This window comes from Bradyrhizobium sp. UFLA06-06 (assembly GCF_054820065.1).
Genome location: NZ_JADFUD010000032.1, coordinates 36,200 through 58,064, shown reverse-complemented (window position 1 = coordinate 58,064; position 21,865 = coordinate 36,200). Strand labels below are relative to the sequence as shown.

Sequence of the window (21,865 nt, the reverse complement as noted above, 5' to 3'; positions counted from 1 at the left end):
AACGGTCCTTCAGGCAGCAGCGGCGAACGAGGTCACATCGACGATGCGGTCGGCAATCAGATGACGGATTTCGTCGTCATGGACAATCGCGACCATCGCGACGCCCTTGGTTTTCTTCTCGGCGATCAGCTCGACCACCACGGCGCGATTCGCCGCATCGAGCGAAGCGGTCGGCTCGTCCAACAGCAGGATCGGCAGGTCCGAGATGAAGCCGCGCGCGATGTTGACCCGCTGCTGCTCGCCGCCGGAGAAGGTCGAGGGCGGCAAGGTCCACAGCCGCTCCGGAATGTTGAGCCGGCGCAGCAGCTGGCCGGCGCGCGTGCGGGCCTCCTCGCGTGCCACGCCGTTGACGATCAAGGGCTCGGCAACGACGTCGATCGTCGCCACCCGCGGCACGGCACGCAGGAACTGGCTGACATAGCCGATGGTCGAGCGGCGGATGCTCAGCACCTGGCGCGGCTCGGCGGTGGCAAGGTCGACAACCTTGCCGTGATGGCGGATGCCGATCCGGCCGTTGTCACAGCGGTAGTTGCCGAAGATCATCTTCAGGATCGAGGATTTGCCGGCGCCCGACGGGCCCGACAGCACCACGCACTCACCCGGATCGGCATGGAACGAGACGCCGCGCACCACGGGCAGTTCGACGCCGCCCTGCAGGTGCATGGTGAAGGTCTTCTCGGCGTTGGCAAGTTCGATCATCGCGGTCATTGGCACGCTCATGGCGGAAGAATCGAGGAAACGAGCAGCTGCGTGTAGGGCTCGCGCGGATCGTCGAGCACCTGGTCGGTGAGGCCGGTCTCGATGACGCGGCCGCCCTTCATCACCATCACGCGATGCGAGAGCAACCGCGCCACGGCGAGATCGTGGGTCACGACGATCGCGGCGAGACCGAGCTCGCTGACGAGGTTGCGCATCAGGTCGAGCAAACGCGCCTGCACCGAGACGTCGAGGCCGCCGGTCGGCTCGTCCATGAACACCAGCCGCGGCTCGGTGACGAGGTTGCGGGCGATCTGCAGCCGCTGCCGCATGCCGCCGGAATAGGTCTTCGGCGCGTCGTCGATGCGGCCGGTATCGATCTCGACCCGCTCCAGCCAGGTCGACGCGGTGGCGCGAATGCGGCCGTAATGATTCCAGCCGACCGCCATCAGCCGCTCACCGACATTGGCGCCGGCCGACACGCCCATGCGCAGGCCCTGCGCCGGGTCCTGGTGCACGAAGCCCCAGTCGGTGCGAAACAAGAAGCGCCGCTCGGCCTCGCCCAATTCGGCGAGATCGCGCAGCACGCCGTCGCGCATCCGGTAGGATACCCGGCCCGCGCTCGGCGCGAGCTGCGCCGAGAGCAGCTGCAGCAGCGTCGACTTGCCCGAGCCAGACTCGCCGACGATCGCCAGCACCTCGCCGGGATAGAGCGCGAACGAGACGTCGCGGCAGGCCGCAAGCCGGCCGTAAATCTTGGCAAGCCCCTCGGCCACCAGCAGCGGCTCATCGTTCTCGAGGCTCGAGAGCTCAGACATGCGCCTTCTCCTTGTGCGGCGCTGCGCTCTCGGTGCCGTGATGGCCGGCGGCCTGGCGCTGCTCGCAGAAGTCCGTGTCGGAGCAGACAAATATCCGCCCGCCCTTGTCGTCGGTGACGATCTCGTCGAGATAGGAATTGTCGGCGCCGCACAGCGCGCAGGGCGCGTTGAAGCGGTAGCGCGTGAACGGGTGATCCTCGAAGTCCAGCGACACCACGGTGGTGTAGGGCGGGATCGCGTAGATGCGCTTCTCGCGGCCGGCGCCGAACAGCTGCAGCGCCGAGCAATTGTCCATCTTCGGATTGTCGAATTTCGGTGTCGGCGACGGGTCCATCACGTAGCGTGCGTTCACCTTCACCGGATAGGCGTAGGCGGTGGCGATATGGCCAAAGCGCGCGATGTCCTCGTAGAGCTTGACGTGCATCAGCCCGTATTCGGCGAGCGCGTGCATGCGCCGTGTCTCGGTCTCGCGCGGCTCGAGGAAGCGCAGCGGCTCGGGGATCGGCACCTGATAGACCAGCACCTGTCCGGCATGCAGCGACGCCTCGGGAATGCGATGCCGGGTCTGGATCACGGTCGCGTCCGTGGTCGAGGTCGTGGTCGCGACACCCGCGGTCTTGCCGAAGAACTTCCGGATCGAGATCGCATTGGTGGTGTCGTCCGAGCCCTGGTCGATCACCTTCAGCACGTCGTCGGGACCGAGGATCGCCGCCGTCACCTGCACGCCGCCGGTGCCCCAGCCATAGGGCATCGGCATCTCGCGGCTCGCAAACGGCACCTGGTAGCCGGGGATCGCGATCGCCTTGAGGATCGCGCGGCGGATCATCCGCTTGGTCTGCTCGTCGAGATAGGCGAAATTGTACGTCGGCGCGTTCATTCCGCGGCTTCCTGCATTTCCACCGCCTCGTTGGCTTCCGCAAACTCCTGCCGCAGCTTGCGCAAGAGGCCGAGCTCGGACTGGAAGTCGACATAGTGCGGCAGCTTGAGATGCTCGACGAAGCCGGTCGACTGGACATTGTCGGAGTGCGACATCACGAACTCCTCGTCCTGCGCCGGCGCCGCCGCCTCCTCGCCGAGCTCGCGCGCACGCAGCGCGCGATCGACTAGCGCCATCGACATGGTCTTGCGCTCGCTCTGCCCGAAGGCGAGGCCATAGCCGCGCGTAAAGCACGGCGCCTCGGTGGTCGAGCCCTTGAACTGGTTGACCATCTGACACTCGGTCAATTCGATCGAGCCCAGCGGCACGGTAAAGCCCGCGTCCTCGGCGAAGAACTCGACCTCGACCTCGCCGAAGCGGATCTCGCCGGCGAAGGGGTGATTGCGGCCGTAGCCGCGCTGCGTCGAGTAGCCGAGCGCGAGCAGGAAGCCTTCGTCGCCGCGCGCCAGATTCTGCAGCCGCAAGTCGCGATCGGCCGGAAAGCTCAGCGGCTCGCGCGTGAGGTCGCCGACCGGCGTGTCGCTATCTGCCTGCGGTGAGGATTCGATCAGGCCGTCACGGCCGAGAATGTCGGTCACCCGCGGCGTCGCCGCCTGCGAGGCTTCTGCGGTCTCCGGCTGCTCCGGCACAAAGCCTTCCGCGAGCTGGGGATCAAGCAGGCGATGGGTGTAGTCGAAGGTCGGCCCCAGGATCTGGCCGCCCGGAACGTCCTTGAAGGTCGAGGAGATCCGCCGCCGCACCTGCATCTCGCCGGTGTTGACCGGCTCGGTGGCGCCGAAGCGCGGCAGCGTGGCGCGGAAGGCGCGGACCAGGAAGATCGCCTCGATCATGTCGCCGCGCGCCTGCTTGATCGCGAGCGCCGCGAGCTCGCGGTCGTAGAGCGACCCTTCGGTCATCACGCGATCGACACCAAGCGCGAGCTGCCCGGAGATCTGCGCCAGCGTCACCTCGGGCACATCGCGGTCGCCGCGCCGCTCATGCGCGAGCAGACGATGGGCGTTCTCGATGGCGCGCTCGCCTCCCTTGACGGCTACATACATCGCTCACACTCCGCTTGCGATCAGCCGCGTGGTGCGCGGGATCGCCACAATGGCATCGTCATGAACCAGCACGACATCGATGCCGCGCGGGAACAGGGCTTCGTTGATCGCAAGCCGCTGGAACAGGTCGCGCGGCTTGAGCATCGCCTGCAGCACGGCGCTGCCGTCGATGCCGGGCCCTTTCAGCTCGAAGGCCGGGCCCTGCGACAGGCTGTCGACCTGCAGGATCAGCGTGGTCGACCGGTCAGGATATTCGCTGCTGCCGAATGCGAAGCGATCCAGCGCCGGCAGGCTCGCGGCGTCGCCAACCAACGCGAAGCTCGCGATCGAGGAATCGACCACCACCGGCGCGCTGGCGTGAAACTTCAGCCAGCGGGCGACGTCCGGCGTCGCCGACATCGCAGCGTCAAGCCAGATCGGCGTGTCGTGATCGAACAGCGTCAGCGCGATCGCGGCCGCGCCGCGCATCATGCCGGCGGGCGTTCCCACGCTCGCGGCGACGTGCTGCACGTTACCCGGGCGCGCCATCGCATCCATCACGGAACGGAAAGTCGACTGCGCCGACAGCACCTTGTCGGCAAAGCCCGCGGGCATTTCGGCAATCGTCGTCATTGCATCATCCCTCACCGCGCACCATCGTGTAGAAATCGACCCGCGTCGCCGCGGTTTCCGCCGCCTTGCGGCCGCGTTCGGCGTTCATGGCGACGCGCAGCGGCGCGATCACCTTGGCCTCCACCTCGCCGGACAGCTCCGCCGACTGCACCATGGCGTCGCACAGCGCGATCATCTGCGCCTTGCGCGCGTCGCGGCCGAGCGTGTAGCCGAAGCCGACCTCGCCGGTCGCAAGCCGTACCGCCGCGCGCGACACCGTCGCCTCGCCGAGATTGAACGGCGCACCGTCGCCGCCGATCCGCCCGCGCAGCATCACAAGGCCGTTTTCCGGCTCGCGCAGGTTCTCATGCGCGGGCACCGCGATCGCCGCCAGCCTGCCGGCGATGTCGGTCGCGGCGGCGTGCGCCAGCACCGTCATCGCGGCCTTGCGCTGGGCCTGTTTGCTGTTTGGTCCGGTCGGACTCATGGTCGAACTCATGGGCAAACCTTCGGGCAACCTTGCTTGCATCAAGTTGTCTATGATACTAGACAACTTGATAGCGGAGCGCCATGACTGTTTCGTGACAAACCAAAGATTTCTGGTATCACCGCGCCATGAGCATGCAGGAAAGTTCCGGCGTCGCCTTGTGGCGGCAGGTCGCCGACGGCATCGAGCGCGGCATCGCTGACGGCCGCTTTGCCGCCGGCGAAAAGCTGCCCGGCGAGATGGAGATCGCCGAGACGTACCGGGTCAACCGCCACACCGTGCGGCGGGCGCTCGCCGCATTGGCCGAGCGCGGCCTGGTGCGCGCGGAGCGCGGCAGCGGCACCTATGTCGAAGCCCAGCGCCTCGCCTATCCCTTGCGCTCACGCACGCGATTTTCCGAGATCGTCGGCGCCGGCGGTCACGAGCCGCGCGGCCAGTTGATCGAGGCAGGCGACGACATTGCCAATCGCGAGATCGCCCGCGAGCTGGGCCTGAAGATCGGTGCGCCACTGATCCGGATCGAAGCGGTGCGGCTCGCCGACCGGACGCCGATCTGCGTTTCCACCACATGGCTGTCGGCAGAACGGTTTCCCGATGCCGGCAGCGTATTTGCCAGCGTTCGCTCGATGACCAAGCTGCTCGGACATTACGGCGTCAAGGACTACCATCGCGCCTCGACCCGAATCACTGCGGCGATCGTCGATGCGACCGACGCCGCGCGGCTCGACCTGCCGCTGGGACGGCCGGTGCTGGTGGTCGACGCCACCGACGTCGACATGCTGGACCAGCCGCTGGTGACCAAGCGCTCGCGCTTCGCCGCCGAGCGCGTCGAGTTTCTGGTCGAGAACGGTTGACGTACTTCTGCTCCCTCGCCCCACTCTTGCGGGGAGAGGGTTGGGGTGAGGGGCTGTCTCCGCGACTTCGAAAGCTTTGAGTGGGCGGAGAGTCCCCCTCACCCGGAATTTGCGCTGCGCGAAAATTCCGGGCTCTCCCCGCGCGCGGGGAGAGGCGAAGAAGAAGCTACACCACCGCCCTTTGCCCGATGATCGCAAAGCGCAGCTTGCTGGAGATGAAATCGATCGCGGCAACCGCGATCAGGATCATCAGGATCAGGAACGATACCTTCTGCCATTCCAGCACGCGGATCTGCTCGGCGAGCTGCAAGCCGATGCCGCCGGCGCCGACGATGCCGATGATGGTCGCCGAACGCGTGTTCGACTCGATGAAGTAGAGCACCTGCCCGGCGATCACGGGCAGCACCTGCGGCAGCAGGCCGAAGCGGATTTCATGCAGCGCGTTGCCGCCGGACGCGCGGATGCCCTCGACCTGCTTGCGATCCGCCGCCTCGATCGCCTCCGAGAACAGCTTTCCGAACGCACCGAAGTCGGACACCATGATCGCGAGCACGCCGGCGAACGGGCCGAGACCGACGACGTTGATCCAGACCAGCGCCCAGATCAGCGTATCGACGCCGCGGATCGAATCCAGGAAGCGGCGCACCGGAAAGCGGATCAGGTTCGAGGGGATGATGTTGCGCGCCGCCAGCAGGCTGACCGGCAGCGCCAGCAGCGCGGCAAGCGTGGTGCCGAGCACCGCGATCGACAGCGTTTCGCCGAGCGCCTGCATGTAGAGCGGAAACGACGAGCCCGGATTCGGCGGGAGCATCAGCATGGTGATCCAGCCGAGCTGGCCGAGGCCCGCGATCAGCCTGGACGGCGAAAAGTCGAGATCGACCAGGCCGAACACGAAGATCGCAAGCGCCGCCGCGATCATCGCCGGCAGCGCCAACCGCGCCGAAGCGGGCCGGTCGAAGGCGTCGGGATATTTCGCGCGCAGCCCGCGCGTATCCGGCTTCGGCAGCTGGCTCATCGGCGGGTCTCCTTGCCGAACAGGCGGCCGCGCAGCCAGCCGGTCGAGATGTCGATGATGAAGACCGTGATGATGATGGTGATGAGGATGGCGCTGACGTCGGAATAGTAGAACTTGCGGATCGCGACCACGAGCTCCTGGCCGATGCCGCCGGCGCCGACGAAGCCCATCACCGACGCCTCGCGGACGTTGATCTCGAAGCGCAGCAGCGCATAGCTGGCATAGCCGGCCGAGACCTGCGGCAGCACGGCAAAGCGCATGCAGGACAGCCAGCTCGCGCCGGTGGAGCGGATGCCCTCGACCGGCTTCATGTCGGCATTCTCGACGATCTCGGCAAACAACTTGCCAAGCGCCCCGGTGGTGTGGATCGCGATCGCCAGTACGCCGGCCATCGGCCCGAGGCCGAACGCGATCACGAAGATCAGCGCGAACACGATGCCGGGAACGGTGCGCGCGAATTCCAGCAGGCGGCGGATCGTGAAACGTACCCACGGGCCCGGCGACGTATTCTGGGCCGCGAAGAAATTGAGCGCGAAGGCGAGCACGGCACCCGTCAGCGTGCCGACATAGCTGATCAGGATCGTCTCGCCGAGCATCTTCAGCCATTTATGCCAACCCCAGAACCATTCGGCGGGATCGGTCCAGACCCGCGCGCCGGAATCCAGCGTCAGGATGCGATCGAAATAGCTGACGAAATTGCCGAAATAGGTGAACAGCGTGCGCAGGTTCACTTCCGCGCCGAACGCCGCGATCACCAACACCGCACAGAATGCCGCCGTTGCCAGCGCGGCCTTCAACCGCTTGCGTGCGACGGACTTGCGGTAGGCGTCCTCCAGCGTCGCCAGTTGCTGCGCTGGAAGAATGGATACGGCGGTCGCCATCGACGCGTGCCAGTCCGGTTCGGAGTTGAGTGGAGAGAAAGGGCCGGGCTATACGCCCGGCCCTCGTGACTCAGGCGTGCGATCAGCTCGCCTTCTTGCGCAAACCGTCGACGAACTTGATCAGCTCGATGGTGCCGTCCCAATCCTTGGTGGTGGCGGGATGGAAGCCCTTCTTCTGGCCGTCGGACAGACGGTCGAAGGCGGCCTTGTCCTTGGTCGGGGCGTCGAAGAAGGCCTTTGCGATCGCAGCCTTCAGATCCTCCGGAAGATCGGTGTTGTACGCATAGGGGCCGTTGATGATCAGCGCCGACTTGTGGATGATGCGGAAATCATCCTTCTTCATCGCCGAGCCGTCGGCATTCTTCAGCATGCCCTTGGTCAGCATCTGGGCGAGCGTGGAATCGTCCTCGTTGGTCCACTGGTTGGCGGCCACATCAACGGTTCCCTGCGACAGCGCCAGGACGGCGTTCTCGTGGCTGCCGGTGAATACGACCTTGCCGAAATAGCCCTCGGCGTTCGCGATGCCCATCTTGTTGAGTTCGAAGCGCGGCACGTTGTTGCCGGATGTCGAGTTGGGATCGACCAGGCCGAGATTCTTGCCTTTCAGGTCCTCGACGGTTTTGTACGGGCTCGACGCCTTGACGAAGAACACCGAGTAATAGCCGGTCGAACCGTCGGCGTTCATATCGTTGGCGAACGCGTCGGTCTTGACGCCGGTCAAGCGCGCGCGAGAGAACGAGGCCGAGCCGTAGCTGGCGATCTGGATGTTGCCGGCGCGCTGGCCTTCGATGACGGCCGCGTAGTCGTTGGCAATGCGCAGCGTGACCTTCACGCCGAGCTCCTTCGACAGGTACGCGACGAACGGCGTCCAGCGCTCGGTGACGCCGGAGGCGTTCTCGGCCGGCACCACCGCGAAGGTCAGCTCCGGATATTTTGCCTTCCAGTCCTGCGCAGAGGCCGAACCGGCAAATGCCAGCGCGGCGGCGCCAGCCAGAATGATGCGACGAGTGAACATGACTACCCCTCTTTTGTCGTAGTTGCACCTGTTGGCCGGGCAAAATGCTCGGCCTCCCAGATTGAAAAGTGCGCGACGCTCAGGCCGCGGCTGCGGTGCCGAGTGCCGGCGCAGTTGCACCGTCGGGCGCGGGCAGCGGTGCCGCGCCGATGACGTCATTGGCCTCGAGATCGTAGAGCTCGCGGGCGATATGGTCGGTGAGCGCCGCGGGGGCGCCATCGAACACCACGCGACCCGCGGCCATGCCGACCAGGCGGTCGCAATAGGTCCGTGCCAAGTCGAGCGAGTGCAGATTGCAAAGCACAGTGATGCCGAAATGCTTGTTGATGCGCAGCAGCGCATCCATCACGATCTTGGTGTTGCGCGGATCGAGCGAGGCGATCGGCTCGTCGGCGAGAATGATGTCGGGCTCCTGCACCAGCGCGCGGGCGATCGCGACACGCTGCTGCTGGCCGCCGGAGAGCTGGTCGGCGCGCTGTGCCGCGAGCTGGGCGATGTCGAATTGCTCGAGCGCCGACAGCGCGAGCGCCCTGTCCTGCTCCGGCCAGGCCTGCGCCAGCGAGCGCCATGACGGAATCTGGGCCAGCCGGCCCATCAGCACGTTGGTTAGCACATCAAGGCGGCCGACCAGATTGAACTGCTGGAAGATCATCGCCGAGCGCGCGCGCCACCGCCGCAGTTCCGTGCCTCGCAACGCGGTGACGTCGGTGCCTTCGAACAGGATACGGCCGGAGGTCGGATCGGCGAGACGGTTGATCATCCGCAGCAGCGTCGACTTGCCGGCACCGGAGCGGCCGATCACGCCGACAAAGCTGCCCGGCGCGATCGAAAAGGACGCGTTGTCGACTGCGGCTTTCGTGCCGAACCGGCACGTCAAACCTTCCACCACCAGCATGTAATGCTCCAACCGCGCCTCGTTGGGCCATCGCTATCCCCGGCGTTTTACAGTTATGTGACGACAGCGCTGCGGTGCGGCGATCGTCCACACCCCTCCCTTGTCGCTCCCTTGCCGTCATCGCAACGTCATGATGTTGTCATCAAGCGTCCCGATGACGAGCACACATCCCCGGAAGCCCAAGATTCTTGAACATTTGCGGAGGCCCTGATGGCCGGAAAAACACTCTCGGTTGTGCCGACCGTCGGCCCGACTGCGTCGGTCCGTGAGAGCAAGCTCGGCAAATATACCGAGGTCGGCGCGCGCACGATCCTGCTTGAAGTGAGCATGGATGACTATTCCTACGTCGTGAACGACAGCCAGATCACCTACACCTCGATCGGCAAGTTCTGCTCGATCGCGGCGATGACCCGCATCAACCCCGGCAACCACCCGATGCATCGCGCGACGCAGGCACATTTCACCTATCGCGCCAGCGCGTATTTTCCCGGAGAGAGCGACGACACCGACTTCTTCAACTGGCGACGTGCGCATCATGTGCATATCGGCCATGACGTCTGGATCGGGCATGGTGCGATCCTGTTACCAGGACGGAACATCGGAACCGGCGCTGTCGTCGCCGCCGGCGCGATCGTGACCAAGGACGTCCCCGCCTACACCATCGTCGCCGGTAATCCGGCGCTGCCGGTGAAGCGGCGTTTCTCCGAGACGATCGCCGACCGTCTTGCCGCGCTCGCATGGTGGGACTGGGATCACGAAACACTTCGCCGTGTCCTGCCCGACTTTCGCAAACTCGCGGTCGAGGAATTCCTCGACAAGCATGAGGCCGAGGCCGTATCTCAATCACAAGCCAAACAACGGAGCGCCGCATCGTGACGGACATTTTCATCGAGGGCGGGCGCACGCTGGTTGACGGCGCCTTGGTCGAGACCTCGCTGCGGACCGCGGGCCGCGACATCGGCGCGCTCGACGCCGAGCAGGGTCGCGCCGCGCTCCACATCGATGCCACTGGCCTGCTGGTGCTGCCCGGCATCATCGACCTGCACGGCGATGCGTTCGAGCGGCAGATGATGCCGCGCCCAAGCGTCGACTTCCCGACCGACGTGGCGCTGATCGACAGCGACCGGCAGGCGATCGCCAACGGCATCACCACCGTGTTCCATGGCACGACCTGGTCGTGGGAGTCCGGCCTGCGCAGCGCGGAGAATGCGCGCAAGCTGCTCGACGCGATCGAGGCGCTGCGGCCGCAGCTCGCCGCCGACACCCGCTTCCACCTGCGTCACGAGACCCACAATCTCGAGGCCGAGGCCGAGATCATTCAATGGCTCAGTGAAGGCCGCATCGACCTGTTCGCCTTCAACGACCACAGCAACGTCAAGCCGAAGAAACGCAACCAGCTGGCCGAACGCACCGGGCTCTCCGTCGAGGCCGTCAACGACATGCTCGACCGGGTCGTGGCGCGCCGCCCCGAGGTGCCCGCCTCGATCGCGCGACTGGCAGCCGCTGCGCGCGCGGCTGATATCCGTATGCTCTCACACGACGACAACAGCCCGGCGATGCGCCAGGAGTTTCGCACGCTGGGCGCCACGATCGCCGAATTCCCCGTCAACGAGGAGACCGCGCGCGACGCCGCTGATGCGGGCGACTTCATCGTGTTCGGCGCGCCCAATGTGGTGCGCGGCGGCAGCCATACCGGCTGGACCAAGGCATCCGACATGATCGCACAGGGCCTCTGCTCGGTGCTGGCGTCGGACTACTATTATCCGGCGCAGCTGCTCGCGGCGTTCCGCCTCGTCGCCGACGGCATCCTGCCGCTCGCCAAAGCCTGGGACCTGATCTCGTCGGCACCGGCGCGCGCGGCGGGGCTCGCCGACCGCGGCGTGCTCGCCGCGGGCCGCCGTGCCGACATCGTCGTCGTCGACGACAAGGTGCCGCTGCGGCCGCGCATCGTCGCCGTGATCTCAGCCGGACGGCTGGTGCATCTGGCGGACGCGAGCTGCCTCGTTCATTCGCGCGCGCCGCGCAAGGCGGTTGCGGCGGCGTAGCCCAGTCCCATGGCCAGCACTCCGCGCTACGCGATCTATTATGCGCCGTCACCCGACAGCGTCCTGCACCGCTTCGGTTCGACACTGCTCGGTTACGATGCGGTGTCGGGCGATGACCTGCCGTTTCCCGAAGGCGTCACGCCGGACTGGCGCGAGATCACCGAAGATCCGCGCAAGTATGGATTCCACGCCACGCTGAAAGCGCCCACCGCGCTCGCGGACGGTCGGAGCGAGGCCGAGCTTCTCGACGCCTGCGCCGCCTTCGCCGGCCGCGCGCGGCGCATTCCGGTGATCGAACCGGTGATCGACGCGATCAGCGGCTTCATCGCGGTGATCCCGGCCGGCCGCTCGGATGATCTGCAGCAGCTTGCCGCCGACTGCGTCACGGAATTCGACGCGTTCCGTACCCCGTTGACGGCCGCGGATCGCGCGCGGCGCAAGCCCGAACGGCTCACCGCGCGGCAGTGCGACTATCTCGACCGCTGGGGCTATCCCTACATCATGGAGGAGTTCCGCTTCCACATGACGCTGACGGGGCGGCTGAGCGACGAGCGGCGCGGCCCTATCGTGGCGCAGCTGCGCACTCGGTTCACGGCGATCGACCTCACGCGGCTCGCAATCGACCGCATCGCGCTGTTCAAGCAGACCGACAGCGCATCGTGCTTCCGCATCATCGGCAGCTGGCCGCTGCGGGCGGATCGGGATTAGGCCCCACACACCGGTGTCGTCCCGGCCTAGTGCGCAATTGCGCACGGGAGCCGGGACCCATCACCACCGTCGGTAGTTGTTCAAGCGAGCTGCGGTCCCAGCATCGTCCCACAACCAACATTCGTGGTTATGGGTCCCGGCTTTCGCCGGGACGACGTGGGATGGATATCGCTATTCGTCGATCCGGGTGCGGGCGATGATTTCGGCGGCGCCCTTCTCGAGCAGCTCCATGCCGACGGCGCGGCCGAGTTCGCGCGGACGATCCGCAGGCCCGCGCCGCGTCACCTCGATGAAGCCGGCACCGGTCTCGTCGAGCACCGAGGCGCGCAGCGTCATCTCGCTACCCGCGAGCGTGGCGTGGCCGGCGATCGGCGAATTGCAATGACCGTTGAGCACCCACAGCACCTCGCGCTCGGCCTCGGCAGCGAGCCGGGACGGCGCGTTGTCGATTCCGGCCAGCCGCGCACGCGTCGCCCAGTCGGTCTCGACGCATTCCACCGCGACAATGCCCTGGCCGACGGCCGGCAGCATCTCGCCGACCGAGAAATCATGCGCGATGCGCGCGGTCATGCCGATGCGCTCCAGACCCGAGCGCGCCATCACCAGCGCATCCGCCGGCCCGACCTCGCCGCCGCCGGGCAGCCGCTGCTTGTCGCCGCGATCGAGCTTGGCCACCCGCGTATCGGCGGCGCCGCGATAATGGATCACGGTCGCTTCCGGAAACAGCCGGCGCAGATAGGCGGCGCGGCGGACTGCATTGGTGCCGATCATGAAGCCCTTGCCGCGCGCGGCGCGGAGGGTGTCGAGCGACAGGCCCGGCCGCAGCACCAGGCTGTCGTTGGCGGCATCGCGCGCCAGCATCGCGGCGATGACGAGACCCGGCGTCTCCTCGTTGCCCGGCACGTCCTTCAGCGAATGCATCGCCGCCTGCAAGGTGCCGGCGCGCATGGCTTCGCGGATCTCGGCAACGAAGGCGCCGCCCTTGCCGCCATGGCGCAACAGCTTGCTGGTCTGGTCCTGGTCGCCGCGGGTCTCGAACTTGACGATGTCGACGGCAAGGTCCGGCGCCGAAGCGCGCAGCAGGCGCGCGACCTCATCCGTCTGCGCGAGCGCCATCGCGCTCTTGCGCGTCCCAATCCGCAAAACCTGTCCCGACACGAAAGCTCCGCTGCGCGTGATCATCAACGGCTGGGGATTAGAACAAAAAGCCAGTCAAAACAACGGTTTTTGCCCCTCTTTGGCCCCGCTCAGACAAGCTCCTCAACAAGCTCCACCCCGGCCTCGCGCATCGCCGCGCTGGCGACAGCAAGCGAGCCGCCGAGATCGATGGCGCGGCAGCCCGCCAGCACGACAATGGTCTCGAAACCGAGCCGGCGCGCATCGAGCGCCGAATACTGCACGCAATAGTCCGTGGCGAGCCCCGCCATCACGACGCGCCTGAGGCCGCGCTCGCGCAGATAGCCGGCGAGCCCGGTCGGCGTCTTGCGGTCGTTCTCGAAGAACGCCGAATAGGAATCGATCGCAGCCCGGAACCCCTTGCGGATCACGAGCTCGGCCCGGTCGGTCGCAAGGTCGGGATGAAACGCCGCGCCCGCGCTGCCCTGGATGCAATGATCCGGCCACAGCGTCTGCGGCCCATACGGCATGGCGATCTCGGAGAACGGCGCCGCGCCCGGATGCGAGGTCGCAAACGAGCTGTGGCCCGCCGGGTGCCAGTCCTGGGTCAGCACGACATGGTCGAAGCGGCTGGCAAGCCGGTTGACGACCGGCACCACGGCATCGCCGTCCGCGACCGCCAGCGCACCGCCGGGGCAGAAATCGTTCTGCACGTCGATGACCAGGAACAGATCGTCGGGCGCAATCTTCATCAGGTGCCGATCCGCAATGACGCGCGCAGCTTGCGCAGGCAGGCGATGACCGACAGCGCGGTGATGCGGCCGGTCTTCGGGTTCTCCGAGGGAATGTTCTCGATCATCATCGAGAACTGGGCGGAATCGGAATCGACCTCGATCCGGTGGGTGTTGCGGGTCACGGTCGGATCCGCCCAGATCTCGACCCTTGTGCGGTCGGGGCCGATGCCGGCCAGCGACAGCGCCACCGCGACGTTGAGGTTGGCCGGAAAGCCCTTTGCGGCGTCGCGCGCACTGCCCTCGAAGATGCGCAGCGGCTCGGTGATGCCTTCAATCTGGATGTTGTTCTCGACGAGGTGCGGCGCGCCGACGAGGCCCGCAACCGGCTTGCGCGTCACCAGCTTCGCCGAATGAATGGTCCCGATCGCCGCGGCGGTCACGGCATCGAGCCCGATCAGCGCGCCGGTCGGCACGATGATCTGGCCGCCATGGGCTCTCGCAAGATCGACGAGGTCCTCGTTCTGCAGCAGCGCGCCGACGCTGAGCACGACAGCGGTCTTGCCGCGCTCGACCACCGGCGCCACGATCGAACGGACCACCCTGCTCGGCGCGCACTCGACCACGATGTCGGCGACCTCGGCCAGTTGCTCGATCGGCACCAGCTTCGGCGCCGACTTGAGCTCCGCCACCCAGCCGCGGTGCTTGTCCGGGCTGTTCGCCGACACCGCGACCAGCGTCAGGCCCTCGATGCCCTGGTCGAGCGCCTTGACGACGTCGGTGCCGATCGCGCCGAGGCCGGCGACCGCAACCCGTGTCTTTGCCTTGCTGTCAGCCATCATTTCCCGCCGGCGAGCATCTTGACCAGGCGATAGAGATACTCCTCGCCCTCGTAGAACGACTTGACGAGCACGCGCTCGTCCTTGCCATGGTTGCGGTTGTCGTCGACATCGGCGGCCAGCCCGGAATGACCATAGGTCGGAATGCCCGCGTTACGCAGATAGCTGCCGTCGGTTGCGCCGGTGCTCATGACCGGAACGATCGACGCATCCGGCCAGAACTCCTTCGACAGCTTCTCGATCGAACCCATGATCTCCTCGTTCAGGGGCGACGGCGGGCTCAGCACAGCCTTGCCGGTCGGAGCCACCGCGATCTCCTTGTCGGCGAGCACGCGCTCGATCGTCGCCTGCACGCCCTCGACCGGCTCGCCCGGCAGGATCCGGCAGTTCACCTTGGCGGTCGCCAGCTGCGGCAGCGCGTTGATGGCGTGACCGCCCTCCAGCATGGTCGCGACACAGGTGGTGCGGAGCTGCGCATTATAACCCGGATTCTCCGACAATCGCGCCAGCGCCGCCGGATCGGGCTGCGGCGCCAGGATCGCCCTGATGTCGTCGGCATGCGACGTGTCGACCTCGGCGGTCTTGGTGAAATAGATCCGCGTGGTCTCGTTGAGGTTCATCGGGAAGCTGTAATTGGAGAGCCGCACGAGGCCTTCGGCGAGGTGATAGATCGCATTGTCCTTGCGCGGCAGCGACGAGTGGCCGCCGCGATCCTTCACCGTGAGCTGGTAGCCGATCGAGACCTTCTCGCTGGTCTGCACGCTGTTGCGGATCGCCTTGCCGTTCTTGAGACCGACGCCGCCGCCTTCATTGAGCGCGAACTCGGCATCGATCAGGTCGCGGTGGTTCTTGATCAGCCACTGCATGCCGAGACCGTTGGCATCGAGGATTTCCTCGTCGGTCTCGAGCGCCACGATGATGTCGCGATCGGGCTTGTAGCCCTCCTTCCTGTAGCGGATCAGATTGGTGATGAAGGCGGACGCCATGTATTTGTCGTCGCTGGAACCACGTCCGTAGAAATAGCCGTCCTGCTCGGTGAGCTTGAACGGATCGACCGACCAGTCCTCGCGGTTGGCGGGGACGACGTCGATATGGGCGACCAGGAGGATCGGCTTGCGCGCGCCGGAGCCATGCAGCCGCGCCACCAGATTGCCCTTGTGCGGCGCCGGCGAGAACACGTGCACGTCGGCCTCGGGGAAACCCGCCGCGCGGAGCCGCGCGCCCATCGCCTCTGCCGCCTTCTGGGTATCCCCGGTCGCGGTGGTCGTGTTGATCTCGACCAGCTCCTGGTAGATGCCGCGGGCGAATTGCTGCTGCTCGGTCAGCCCCTGCGCCGCGGCGCCGGTTGCGAGCAGCGCCGGTCCAAACGCCGCCGCGAGCCGCAGCGATCGAATCGTGTTTCGGGCCTTGTGCGACATCGTACTCTCCCAGAATTCCGCCACCTGATTGGAGCGAATTCAGACAGGCGACACGCGCTTTGGCAAGACGGCGAGCCCTTCAATTTCCGCGCGCATGCTCCGCAGTTTCGCGCACGCTATTTGCAGTCCTTATTTCGAATCCTTGTTGGTGTCCTTGGCCGCGATCACCTCGATCTCGACCAGGAATCCGGGATTGGCGAGGGCGGCGACGCCGACCACCGAGCGCGCCGGCAGGTTCGGCTGGCTGCCGCCGAAGAACTGGGTGTAGCCCTCCATGAAGGCCTTGAAGTCCATCGGCGCCGACGCGCTGTGCACCAGGAACACCTGCATCTTGACGACGTCGCCCATGCCAAGGCCCTGGCCTTCCAGAATGGCCTTGATGCGGTTGAGCACGCCGACGGTCTGCGTCCTGGTATCGCCATAGGCCTGCGGGCTCGACGGGTCGGCGTCCTTGTTGATCGCCGGCGGCACCTGGCCGCTGACATAGACGGTCGTGGTGTTGCCGGTGACGGTCACGGCCTGCGCGATCGGGAATGTCGAGTTGGGAATCGGATGCCTGACCACGTCAGCGCAGGCGGCAGTCGCAACCGCGGACAGCGCGGCGCCCAGTGCGATACCGATGAATTTCATCAAACTCTCCCCGAGCAGTTTGTCAGCGGCGGGCGTCCTGGACATCCTTGGTCGTCACCGCGTCCTCATAGTTGTTGCTGAAGTGCGTCCGCAGATAATTCACAACGGCGGCGATCTGACCATCGGTCATCATGTCGCCGAACGCCGGCATGCCGCGGCGGCCATTGATGACCAGGAAGACCGGATAGCTGCCGGCCTCGAGATTCTTGTTGCCGGCCAGCGACGGATAAGTGCCCGCCCCGCTCGCGCCCGTCGCATCCGGCATGTGGCAGCCCTGGCACACATTGGCGAACAGCTCCTCGCCGGTCATCTCGACGAAGCGGTAGCCCGAAGAGAAGGTGCGCTTGCCCGCGCCACTGTCCTGCCCAAGGGCTGCCGTCGCCGACAGCAGCGCCAGTGCAGCGATGACGGATGTTGCAGTCCGCATCATCATGTCTTCACCACGCGTTCGTGCAGCCGGGAGATGACGTCGAGCGCGGACAGGATCGCGCCCTCCTGCCAGGCCGGCAGCTGCGAGGCGTGCTCGCCCGCCAGCACGATACGGCCGTCGATCTGGCAGAGGTTGCGGTAATGCTGCGCGCGGGCTGCCTCGGTCCATTCGCCGGCGCAGCCGAGCGTGAACGGCACGCGATGCCAGGCCACCGCGACGCCGTTCTCGAATTCGTTTCTGTACTGCGGATGGATTGCGGCGCCGAACTCGACCGCGCTGGCGACCCGCTCGGCCGGCGTCATCGCGGTGAACTCGAAGGAATTGGCACCGCCATACATGTAGGCGCCGAGCAGAATGCCGCGGCCGCCGCGGTTGAAGCCATAGTTCGGGTAGGCGATCTGCCGGATCGGCAGGTCGGTGTAGCTGATGCCGCCATAGATCGCGTCATCCTCCTCCCAGAACCGCCGCTTGAACTGCAGGCCGATCTTCACCGAGGCGGCATAGGGCACGGAGTCGATCGCACTCTTCATCGGCGCGCTGACATCGACCGGCAACTGGCTCAGGATCGGCAACGGGATGGTGCAGATGCACCAGTCGGCGGTGGCCTGCTGCACCGTGGATGGACTGGCGGTGTCGACATAGCTGACGGTGACGCCGGAGCCGTTCTGCTGGATCTGCGTCACCTTGGCGCCATAGCGGATGAGATCGCCGACCTCGCGCGCGAACGCCTTGCCGATCATGTCCATGCCGCCGACCGGCTGGAACATGGTGGTCTGGAAATCGTAGCGCGCGAAGGTCTGCAGATAGCGCCACATCCGCGACCGCAGCAGCTCCTGCAGCGGGATCGGGTCGCTGGGCAGCGGATCTCCCATCAAGCCGCCGCCGGGATCGCGCGCATAACCGCGGAACTCGGCCGACACGAGGTTGGCATTGTACTTGTAGTCGCGATCCAGCGCGCCCCAGTCGCGCAGCGACTGCAGCAGGATCTCCTGATCTTCCTTGCCGACGGTCTCGTCGAGCCGGCCCTGCTGGGTGATCTTTGCGAGCAGCTCCGAGACCCCGCCCTGGAAATCCGCCTTGATGCTGCGAAAGCGCTGCGGCTTGCCGCCGAATGCACGCGTCGCGTGCAGATAGGCGTTGTGGTTGAGCTGGATGAAGGGTTCCAGCGTCACATTGAGCCGGCGGCAGTAGTCGAGCAGCGCACGGTGATGATAGGGAATCCGCCAAGGGCCGGGATTGAGATAGAGCCCCTGCTCGAACTGGCTGGTCTGCCTGAAGCCGCCGAGCTCGACAAAACTGTCGCCGCCGCGGATCGACCAGTTGCGGCCGCCGGCGCGGTTGTTGAATTCGAGGATCTGCACCTTGTAGCCGGCCTTGCGCAGCTCCAGCGCCGCCGTCATCCCGGCAAGCCCCGCGCCGAGAATCAGCACCGAGGCGCCCTTCACGTCGCCTGCGAGCTTCAGCGGCCCCTTGTAGGCGGATTCCGACGCGAAGCCGAGGCTCGTCATCGCGTGATACATCGCCGAACTGCCGGCAATGGTGCCAATCAGCGCCAGCAGATCCCGCCGCCTGATCACAGATTCGTTCTGCACCCGCGCTCACCCAGCCGCTGACGTCGATGGCGAAGGGAAACGGTTGACGCGATCCGTGTCAAGAAAGGGCACACGCTTCCACATGCACCCACACGCGCTTTTGATGCATCACGCGACCGACACATCACACCACGCGCTCGCGATGCACGCGCCGGCAATCCATTTCGAAGTCGAGGCCAACCACCGGCGGCCGGTCGAAATGCCAGGTCAGGCCGTTGCGAAGCACGCCGCGGCGGCCGAGCTCGCTTTCCAGCACCGGATAGGCGTCGTGCACGGTGTAGAGCTGCACCGCGGTGGTGTCCTGCCAACGGCCGCCGAACGCGCTCATCCGGCGTTCCATCTCGTCGGCCACGAATTTCGCCTTCGCCAGGAGGCCGGCCGGGCTGGTGTCGCCGAGGGCGACTGTATGATCGCGATAATTGGCCTTGCCCTCGACCGACTCGCCGCTGCCGGCGACGACAAAGCTGGTTGGTGCGTCCTTGGCGGCCGGCACCGTGTAGCAGAAGGCGTGGAAGCTCGGCTCGCCCGGCGGATCGAGCTTCGGACAGACATTGCTGCGCGCCACCGGATTGACGCTGTCCCGCATCACGCCCCAGGCCACCAGCGTCTTGATGTAGATCTCGTTGAAGGCCCTGAAGCCGTCCTCGGTGAACGGCGCCGGGGAGCGCAGCTCGCAGGCGCCGAATGCTGTCAGCGGACGGCCTGAGGCCCCGATGATATCCGCGATCCTTGCAAAACCCGCGCCCAGCGGCACCGGTTCAGAGAACCTGACGCGCTCGATGGCAAAGCCGGGCAGCGCACCGATGCCGCAGGAATACTGACTGACGCCGGGCATGAAGCGGTAGCCGCCGTCGGAAGCCTCGATGGTGTTGGTCATGGTGCCTCGTGAACACGGTGATGGGGCCGCCGCGATGACGTCCCGCTTGATTTCACCACAGCTGTCGTCCCTGCGAAAGCAGGGACCCATGCTCCGCGGCGGCTGTTGTTAAGAGGACTCGCTGTTCCAGCGACGCGCAATAATCAGCATCGGTGGTTATGGGTCCCTGCTTTCGCAGGGACGACACTGAACTTGTTGCACGATCTCACCGTCGTCCCGCGACGAGCCGGGCGGTCGTCGGCCGACAGCGATCGTTAGTCGGCGGGGATGAAGCGGAGTGTGCCTGCCCGGCGCGTCGGCTTGCCGGTGTCGTTCGTATGATTGACGCCGTCCATCACAGGCACCTCGGGGAAATCGAATGGGCTTACGCCGTCCAGGCAGGCCACATTGACGGCATACAGGTTCTGGTTGGATCGTCGTTGATGATGGGTGTAGATTCCGCAGCGCGAACAGAAGAAGTGCTGCACCGATCCGGTATGGAAGCGGTAGCTCGTTAACGCATCCTCGCCGTGCAGGACCTTGATCCCGCCCATCTCCGCCATGGCAACGACGGCACCCCGCATCCGGCAGTAAGAGCAGGTGCAGCGGCGGATCGAATTGAAGCCGTCGCTGAGCGTCACCTCGAAACGCACCGCGCCGCAATGGCACTGGCCGGCCCGAACACCCGTGTCGCCCGTCATGTTGCTGCGTCTCCTGTCCAGATCGCTCCTGCGCCCGGCCTTGCAGGGCGGACGAGAAGGTCTCAGCGAGCTCAACGCGCCGCACGCCGCAGTTCCGAGCGAACTGCGCAGGAGCATCATCTGCCGACTGAGACTGATCTCAATCCGAACGTATCGTCAGGATCGGCGCCGGACAACCGATCAAAACTCGCGCATGATGGCAGAAAAACTCACGCGAGGGTCCGATGCAAATTTCTGACGGCACTAGTGCGATTTGGCGACGTAGGGGCAGCCGCCTTCATCGAGCGGACGGAAGGCCTGGTCGCCCGGCACCGTCGCGAGATACTCGTAGAGATCCCACTTGCTCTTGGACTCTTCCGGCTTCTTGATGCGCATCAGATACATGTCATGCACCATCCGGCCGTCCTCGCGCACGAGGCCATTCTGGGCAAAGAAATCATTGACCGGGGTCTTGCGCATCTGCCCGATCACGGTTTCCGAATCGACCGAGTTGGTGGCGGCGACCGCCTTGAAATAGTGCCGGAGCGCCGAGTTGACGCCGGCCTGGTAGGCGGTTGGCATCGCGCCATGACGCTTGAAGAACTCCTGGGCGAAGACGCGCGTCTCTGGCGTGCGATCCCAATAGAAGGAATCGGTGAACAGCAGATCGTGCGCATGCGCGAGGCCAAGCGCGGGCACGTCGGTGAGTGTCACCTGCAGTGCGACGACCTGCATGCTGGCGCGGATGTTGAACTCGTCGGCCTGCGACACCGCGTTGCGGAAGTCGGAACCGGCATTGGCAAGCGCCAGGATCTTGGCGCCGGAGGACTGGGCCTGCAGCAGGAAGGACGAGAAATCGGCGGTGTCGAAGGGGTGGCGGACCGCGCCGAGCACCTTGCCGCCGGCCGATGTCACGGCCTTGCTCGCATCGCGCTCCAGCGCCTGGCCGAACGCATAATCCGCCGTGAGGAAAAACCAGGGCGTGCCACCGCGGGCAACCACGGCCTTCGCCGTCGCATTCGAGGAGGCATAGGTGTCATAGGTCCACTGCACGCTGGTCGGCGAGCATTGCTTGCCGGTGAGATCAGACGAACCGGAGCCCGAAATCAGGAACAGCTTCTTGCGTTCGCGCGTCACCGTCTGGATCGCGAGCGCCACCGCGGAATTGACGCCTTCGGCGACCACGTCGACACCCTTGTTGTCGATCCAGTTGCGCACGATGCCGGTCGCCACGTCAGGCTTGTTCTGGTGATCGGCCGAAATGATCTCGATCTTGCGGCCGGCGACCGTGCCGCCGATTTCCTCCGCCGCCATTTGCGCCGCGATCACCGATCCCGGGCCATTGCCGTCGGAATATTGCCCGCTCATGTCGGTGATGATGCCGACCCGCAGCACGCCATCCTCCGCTCGGGCAGCGCCGGCCGCAAATGAGAGACACACCGCGGCAACTGTGACGAAGACATGCGAGCGTTTCGTGATGGACATTTCGTTCCCAGGGGTTTCGACGTTTCGGACGATCTCCTGAAGCAATCGGGGATCGCCGACAACCCCGTCGCCGGCATGGCGCCCTGCGATTCCGTTCAGAAATTCC

General features: G+C 65.9%; 24 protein-coding genes. 4 read left to right on the top strand and 20 right to left on the bottom strand.

Going from position 1 to position 21,865, the window contains the following annotated elements; translation table 11 throughout:
• Positions 1 to 9: 9 nt before the first annotated feature.
• From phnL to phnG, 6 genes are read right to left on the bottom strand one after another with little or no spacing between them, the layout of a single operon-like run.
• On the bottom strand, positions 10 to 708 hold the full coding sequence (gene phnL, locus IF803_RS25460; protein ID WP_028339543.1) for a phosphonate C-P lyase system protein PhnL: 699 nt from the start codon (positions 706 to 708) through the stop codon (positions 10 to 12).
• Between the two features lie 8 nt (positions 709 to 716).
• Positions 717 to 1,514, bottom strand: a complete 798-nt coding sequence (phnK, locus tag IF803_RS25455) for a phosphonate C-P lyase system protein PhnK (protein WP_461193910.1) — start codon at positions 1,512 to 1,514, stop codon at positions 717 to 719.
• Positions 1,507 to 2,391, bottom strand: coding sequence for an alpha-D-ribose 1-methylphosphonate 5-phosphate C-P-lyase PhnJ (locus tag IF803_RS25450; RefSeq protein WP_461193908.1), 885 nt, complete (start codon positions 2,389 to 2,391; stop codon positions 1,507 to 1,509). Before IF803_RS25450 ends, phnK begins: the two co-directional genes overlap by 8 nt.
• Positions 2,388 to 3,491, bottom strand: a complete 1,104-nt coding sequence (locus tag IF803_RS25445) for a carbon-phosphorus lyase complex subunit (protein WP_411782325.1) — start codon at positions 3,489 to 3,491, stop codon at positions 2,388 to 2,390. The genes IF803_RS25450 and IF803_RS25445 overlap by 4 nt, the downstream gene beginning before the upstream one ends.
• 3 nt (positions 3,492 to 3,494) lie before the next feature.
• Complete coding sequence (phnH, locus tag IF803_RS25440) at positions 3,495 to 4,103, bottom strand: phosphonate C-P lyase system protein PhnH (RefSeq protein ID WP_461193906.1); 609 nt, start codon at positions 4,101 to 4,103, stop codon at positions 3,495 to 3,497.
• Positions 4,104 to 4,107: 4 nt separating this feature from the next.
• Positions 4,108 to 4,569 carry a phosphonate C-P lyase system protein PhnG gene (phnG, locus tag IF803_RS25435; RefSeq protein WP_082653675.1) on the bottom strand — a complete coding sequence of 154 codons (462 nt, stop codon included), beginning with the start codon at positions 4,567 to 4,569 and terminating at the stop codon, positions 4,108 to 4,110.
• Between the two features lie 128 nt (positions 4,570 to 4,697).
• Between phnG and phnF the strand changes: the two genes are divergently transcribed.
• Entirely contained in the window at positions 4,698 to 5,423 is a 726-nt protein-coding gene (phnF, locus tag IF803_RS25430; RefSeq protein WP_461193904.1) for a phosphonate metabolism transcriptional regulator PhnF, read from the top strand.
• 166 nt (positions 5,424 to 5,589) lie between these two features.
• Here the strand turns inward: phnF and phnE (IF803_RS25425) are convergent, their stop codons facing one another.
• The 4 genes from phnE (IF803_RS25425) to phnC form a co-directional block, all read right to left on the bottom strand.
• The gene (gene phnE, locus IF803_RS25425) at positions 5,590 to 6,438 is read right to left on the bottom strand and encodes a phosphonate ABC transporter, permease protein PhnE (protein WP_461193903.1); all 849 of its coding nucleotides are present in this window, start codon (positions 6,436 to 6,438) and stop codon (positions 5,590 to 5,592) included.
• Positions 6,435 to 7,319, bottom strand: a complete 885-nt coding sequence (phnE, locus tag IF803_RS25420; RefSeq protein WP_461193902.1) for a phosphonate ABC transporter, permease protein PhnE — start codon at positions 7,317 to 7,319, stop codon at positions 6,435 to 6,437. Before phnE (IF803_RS25420) ends, phnE (IF803_RS25425) begins: the two co-directional genes overlap by 4 nt.
• A gap of 82 nt (positions 7,320 to 7,401) precedes the next feature.
• Complete coding sequence (gene phnD / locus IF803_RS25415; RefSeq protein WP_028334544.1) at positions 7,402 to 8,334, bottom strand: phosphonate ABC transporter substrate-binding protein; 933 nt, start codon at positions 8,332 to 8,334, stop codon at positions 7,402 to 7,404.
• Between the two features lie 79 nt (positions 8,335 to 8,413).
• On the bottom strand, positions 8,414 to 9,229 hold the full coding sequence (phnC, locus tag IF803_RS25410; protein WP_461193901.1) for a phosphonate ABC transporter ATP-binding protein: 816 nt from the start codon (positions 9,227 to 9,229) through the stop codon (positions 8,414 to 8,416).
• 210 nt (positions 9,230 to 9,439) lie between these two features.
• Here phnC and IF803_RS25405 point away from each other — a divergent pair, with 210 nt between their 5' ends.
• From IF803_RS25405 to IF803_RS25395, 3 genes are read left to right on the top strand one after another with little or no spacing between them, the layout of a single operon-like run.
• Positions 9,440 to 10,105, top strand: coding sequence for an LbetaH domain-containing protein (locus IF803_RS25405; RefSeq protein WP_461193900.1), 666 nt, complete (start codon positions 9,440 to 9,442; stop codon positions 10,103 to 10,105).
• Complete coding sequence (locus IF803_RS25400; protein WP_461193898.1) at positions 10,102 to 11,274, top strand: alpha-D-ribose 1-methylphosphonate 5-triphosphate diphosphatase; 1,173 nt, start codon at positions 10,102 to 10,104, stop codon at positions 11,272 to 11,274. The genes IF803_RS25405 and IF803_RS25400 overlap by 4 nt, the downstream gene beginning before the upstream one ends.
• A gap of 9 nt (positions 11,275 to 11,283) precedes the next feature.
• Positions 11,284 to 11,982: a DUF1045 domain-containing protein gene (locus tag IF803_RS25395; RefSeq protein ID WP_461193897.1), complete on the top strand. Its 699-nt coding sequence runs from the start codon at positions 11,284 to 11,286 to the stop codon at positions 11,980 to 11,982.
• Positions 11,983 to 12,153: 171 nt separating this feature from the next.
• Here IF803_RS25395 and hemC read toward each other — a convergent pair whose 3' ends face one another.
• The 10 genes from hemC to IF803_RS25345 all read right to left on the bottom strand — a co-directional run bounded on the left by hemC (position 12,154) and on the right by IF803_RS25345 (position 21,759).
• Positions 12,154 to 13,164, bottom strand: coding sequence for a hydroxymethylbilane synthase (hemC, locus tag IF803_RS25390; RefSeq protein ID WP_461193896.1), 1,011 nt, complete (start codon positions 13,162 to 13,164; stop codon positions 12,154 to 12,156).
• A 65-nt stretch (positions 13,165 to 13,229) separates the two neighbouring features.
• On the bottom strand, positions 13,230 to 13,850 hold the full coding sequence (pncA, locus tag IF803_RS25385) for a bifunctional nicotinamidase/pyrazinamidase (RefSeq protein ID WP_461193894.1): 621 nt from the start codon (positions 13,848 to 13,850) through the stop codon (positions 13,230 to 13,232).
• On the bottom strand, positions 13,850 to 14,668 hold the full coding sequence (locus tag IF803_RS25380; protein ID WP_461193933.1) for an aspartate dehydrogenase: 819 nt from the start codon (positions 14,666 to 14,668) through the stop codon (positions 13,850 to 13,852). Before IF803_RS25380 ends, pncA begins: the two co-directional genes overlap by 1 nt.
• Positions 14,668 to 16,086, bottom strand: coding sequence for a M20/M25/M40 family metallo-hydrolase (locus IF803_RS25375; RefSeq protein WP_461193893.1), 1,419 nt, complete (start codon positions 16,084 to 16,086; stop codon positions 14,668 to 14,670). The genes IF803_RS25380 and IF803_RS25375 overlap by 1 nt, the downstream gene beginning before the upstream one ends.
• A gap of 129 nt (positions 16,087 to 16,215) precedes the next feature.
• Complete coding sequence (locus IF803_RS25370) at positions 16,216 to 16,716, bottom strand: RidA family protein (RefSeq protein ID WP_461193892.1); 501 nt, start codon at positions 16,714 to 16,716, stop codon at positions 16,216 to 16,218.
• 22 nt (positions 16,717 to 16,738) lie between these two features.
• Entirely contained in the window at positions 16,739 to 17,149 is a 411-nt protein-coding gene (locus IF803_RS25365) for a c-type cytochrome (RefSeq protein ID WP_461193891.1), read from the bottom strand.
• Positions 17,146 to 18,738 (bottom strand): flavin monoamine oxidase family protein, encoded by a 1,593-nt coding sequence (locus tag IF803_RS25360; protein ID WP_461193890.1) that lies wholly within the window; start codon positions 18,736 to 18,738, stop codon positions 17,146 to 17,148. The genes IF803_RS25365 and IF803_RS25360 overlap by 4 nt, the downstream gene beginning before the upstream one ends.
• A 124-nt stretch (positions 18,739 to 18,862) precedes the next feature.
• Positions 18,863 to 19,615 (bottom strand): 2-amino-5-chloromuconate deaminase CnbZ, encoded by a 753-nt coding sequence (gene cnbZ, locus IF803_RS25355; RefSeq protein ID WP_461193889.1) that lies wholly within the window; start codon positions 19,613 to 19,615, stop codon positions 18,863 to 18,865.
• A 254-nt stretch (positions 19,616 to 19,869) separates the two neighbouring features.
• A complete protein-coding gene (locus IF803_RS25350) occupies positions 19,870 to 20,295 on the bottom strand; it encodes a GFA family protein (RefSeq protein WP_038386545.1) in 426 nt (141 codons plus the stop codon).
• Between the two features lie 243 nt (positions 20,296 to 20,538).
• The gene (locus IF803_RS25345) at positions 20,539 to 21,759 is read right to left on the bottom strand and encodes an ABC transporter substrate-binding protein (RefSeq protein WP_461193887.1); all 1,221 of its coding nucleotides are present in this window, start codon (positions 21,757 to 21,759) and stop codon (positions 20,539 to 20,541) included.
• Positions 21,760 to 21,865 lie beyond the last annotated feature (106 nt).

Excerpts from the sequence above, each read along its gene's own strand:
- phnL (WP_028339543.1), bottom strand. The coding sequence starts at position 708 with ATGACCGCGATGATCGAACTTGCCAACGCCGAGAAGACCTTCACCATG.
- phnK (WP_461193910.1), bottom strand. The coding sequence starts at position 1,514 with ATGTCTGAGCTCTCGAGCCTCGAGAACGATGAGCCGCTGCTGGTGGCC.
- IF803_RS25450 (WP_461193908.1), bottom strand. The coding sequence starts at position 2,391 with ATGAACGCGCCGACGTACAATTTCGCCTATCTCGACGAGCAGACCAAG.
- IF803_RS25445 (WP_411782325.1), bottom strand. The coding sequence starts at position 3,491 with ATGTATGTAGCCGTCAAGGGAGGCGAGCGCGCCATCGAGAACGCCCAT.
- phnH (WP_461193906.1), bottom strand. The coding sequence starts at position 4,103 with ATGACGACGATTGCCGAAATGCCCGCGGGCTTTGCCGACAAGGTGCTG.
- phnG (WP_082653675.1), bottom strand. The coding sequence starts at position 4,569 with ATGAGTCCGACCGGACCAAACAGCAAACAGGCCCAGCGCAAGGCCGCG.
- phnF (WP_461193904.1), top strand. The coding sequence starts at position 4,698 with ATGAGCATGCAGGAAAGTTCCGGCGTCGCCTTGTGGCGGCAGGTCGCC.
- phnE (WP_461193903.1), bottom strand. The coding sequence starts at position 6,438 with ATGAGCCAGCTGCCGAAGCCGGATACGCGCGGGCTGCGCGCGAAATAT.
- phnE (WP_461193902.1), bottom strand. The coding sequence starts at position 7,319 with ATGGCGACCGCCGTATCCATTCTTCCAGCGCAGCAACTGGCGACGCTG.
- phnD (WP_028334544.1), bottom strand. The coding sequence starts at position 8,334 with ATGTTCACTCGTCGCATCATTCTGGCTGGCGCCGCCGCGCTGGCATTT.
- phnC (WP_461193901.1), bottom strand. The coding sequence starts at position 9,229 with ATGCTGGTGGTGGAAGGTTTGACGTGCCGGTTCGGCACGAAAGCCGCA.
- IF803_RS25405 (WP_461193900.1), top strand. The coding sequence starts at position 9,440 with ATGGCCGGAAAAACACTCTCGGTTGTGCCGACCGTCGGCCCGACTGCG.
- IF803_RS25395 (WP_461193897.1), top strand. The coding sequence starts at position 11,284 with ATGGCCAGCACTCCGCGCTACGCGATCTATTATGCGCCGTCACCCGAC.
- hemC (WP_461193896.1), bottom strand. The coding sequence starts at position 13,164 with ATGATCACGCGCAGCGGAGCTTTCGTGTCGGGACAGGTTTTGCGGATT.
- pncA (WP_461193894.1), bottom strand. The coding sequence starts at position 13,850 with ATGAAGATTGCGCCCGACGATCTGTTCCTGGTCATCGACGTGCAGAAC.
- IF803_RS25380 (WP_461193933.1), bottom strand. The coding sequence starts at position 14,668 with ATGGCTGACAGCAAGGCAAAGACACGGGTTGCGGTCGCCGGCCTCGGC.
- IF803_RS25375 (WP_461193893.1), bottom strand. The coding sequence starts at position 16,086 with ATGTCGCACAAGGCCCGAAACACGATTCGATCGCTGCGGCTCGCGGCG.
- IF803_RS25370 (WP_461193892.1), bottom strand. The coding sequence starts at position 16,716 with ATGAAATTCATCGGTATCGCACTGGGCGCCGCGCTGTCCGCGGTTGCG.
- IF803_RS25365 (WP_461193891.1), bottom strand. The coding sequence starts at position 17,149 with ATGATGATGCGGACTGCAACATCCGTCATCGCTGCACTGGCGCTGCTG.
- cnbZ (WP_461193889.1), bottom strand. The coding sequence starts at position 19,615 with ATGACCAACACCATCGAGGCTTCCGACGGCGGCTACCGCTTCATGCCC.
- IF803_RS25350 (WP_038386545.1), bottom strand. The coding sequence starts at position 20,295 with ATGACGGGCGACACGGGTGTTCGGGCCGGCCAGTGCCATTGCGGCGCG.
- IF803_RS25345 (WP_461193887.1), bottom strand. The coding sequence starts at position 21,759 with ATGTCCATCACGAAACGCTCGCATGTCTTCGTCACAGTTGCCGCGGTG.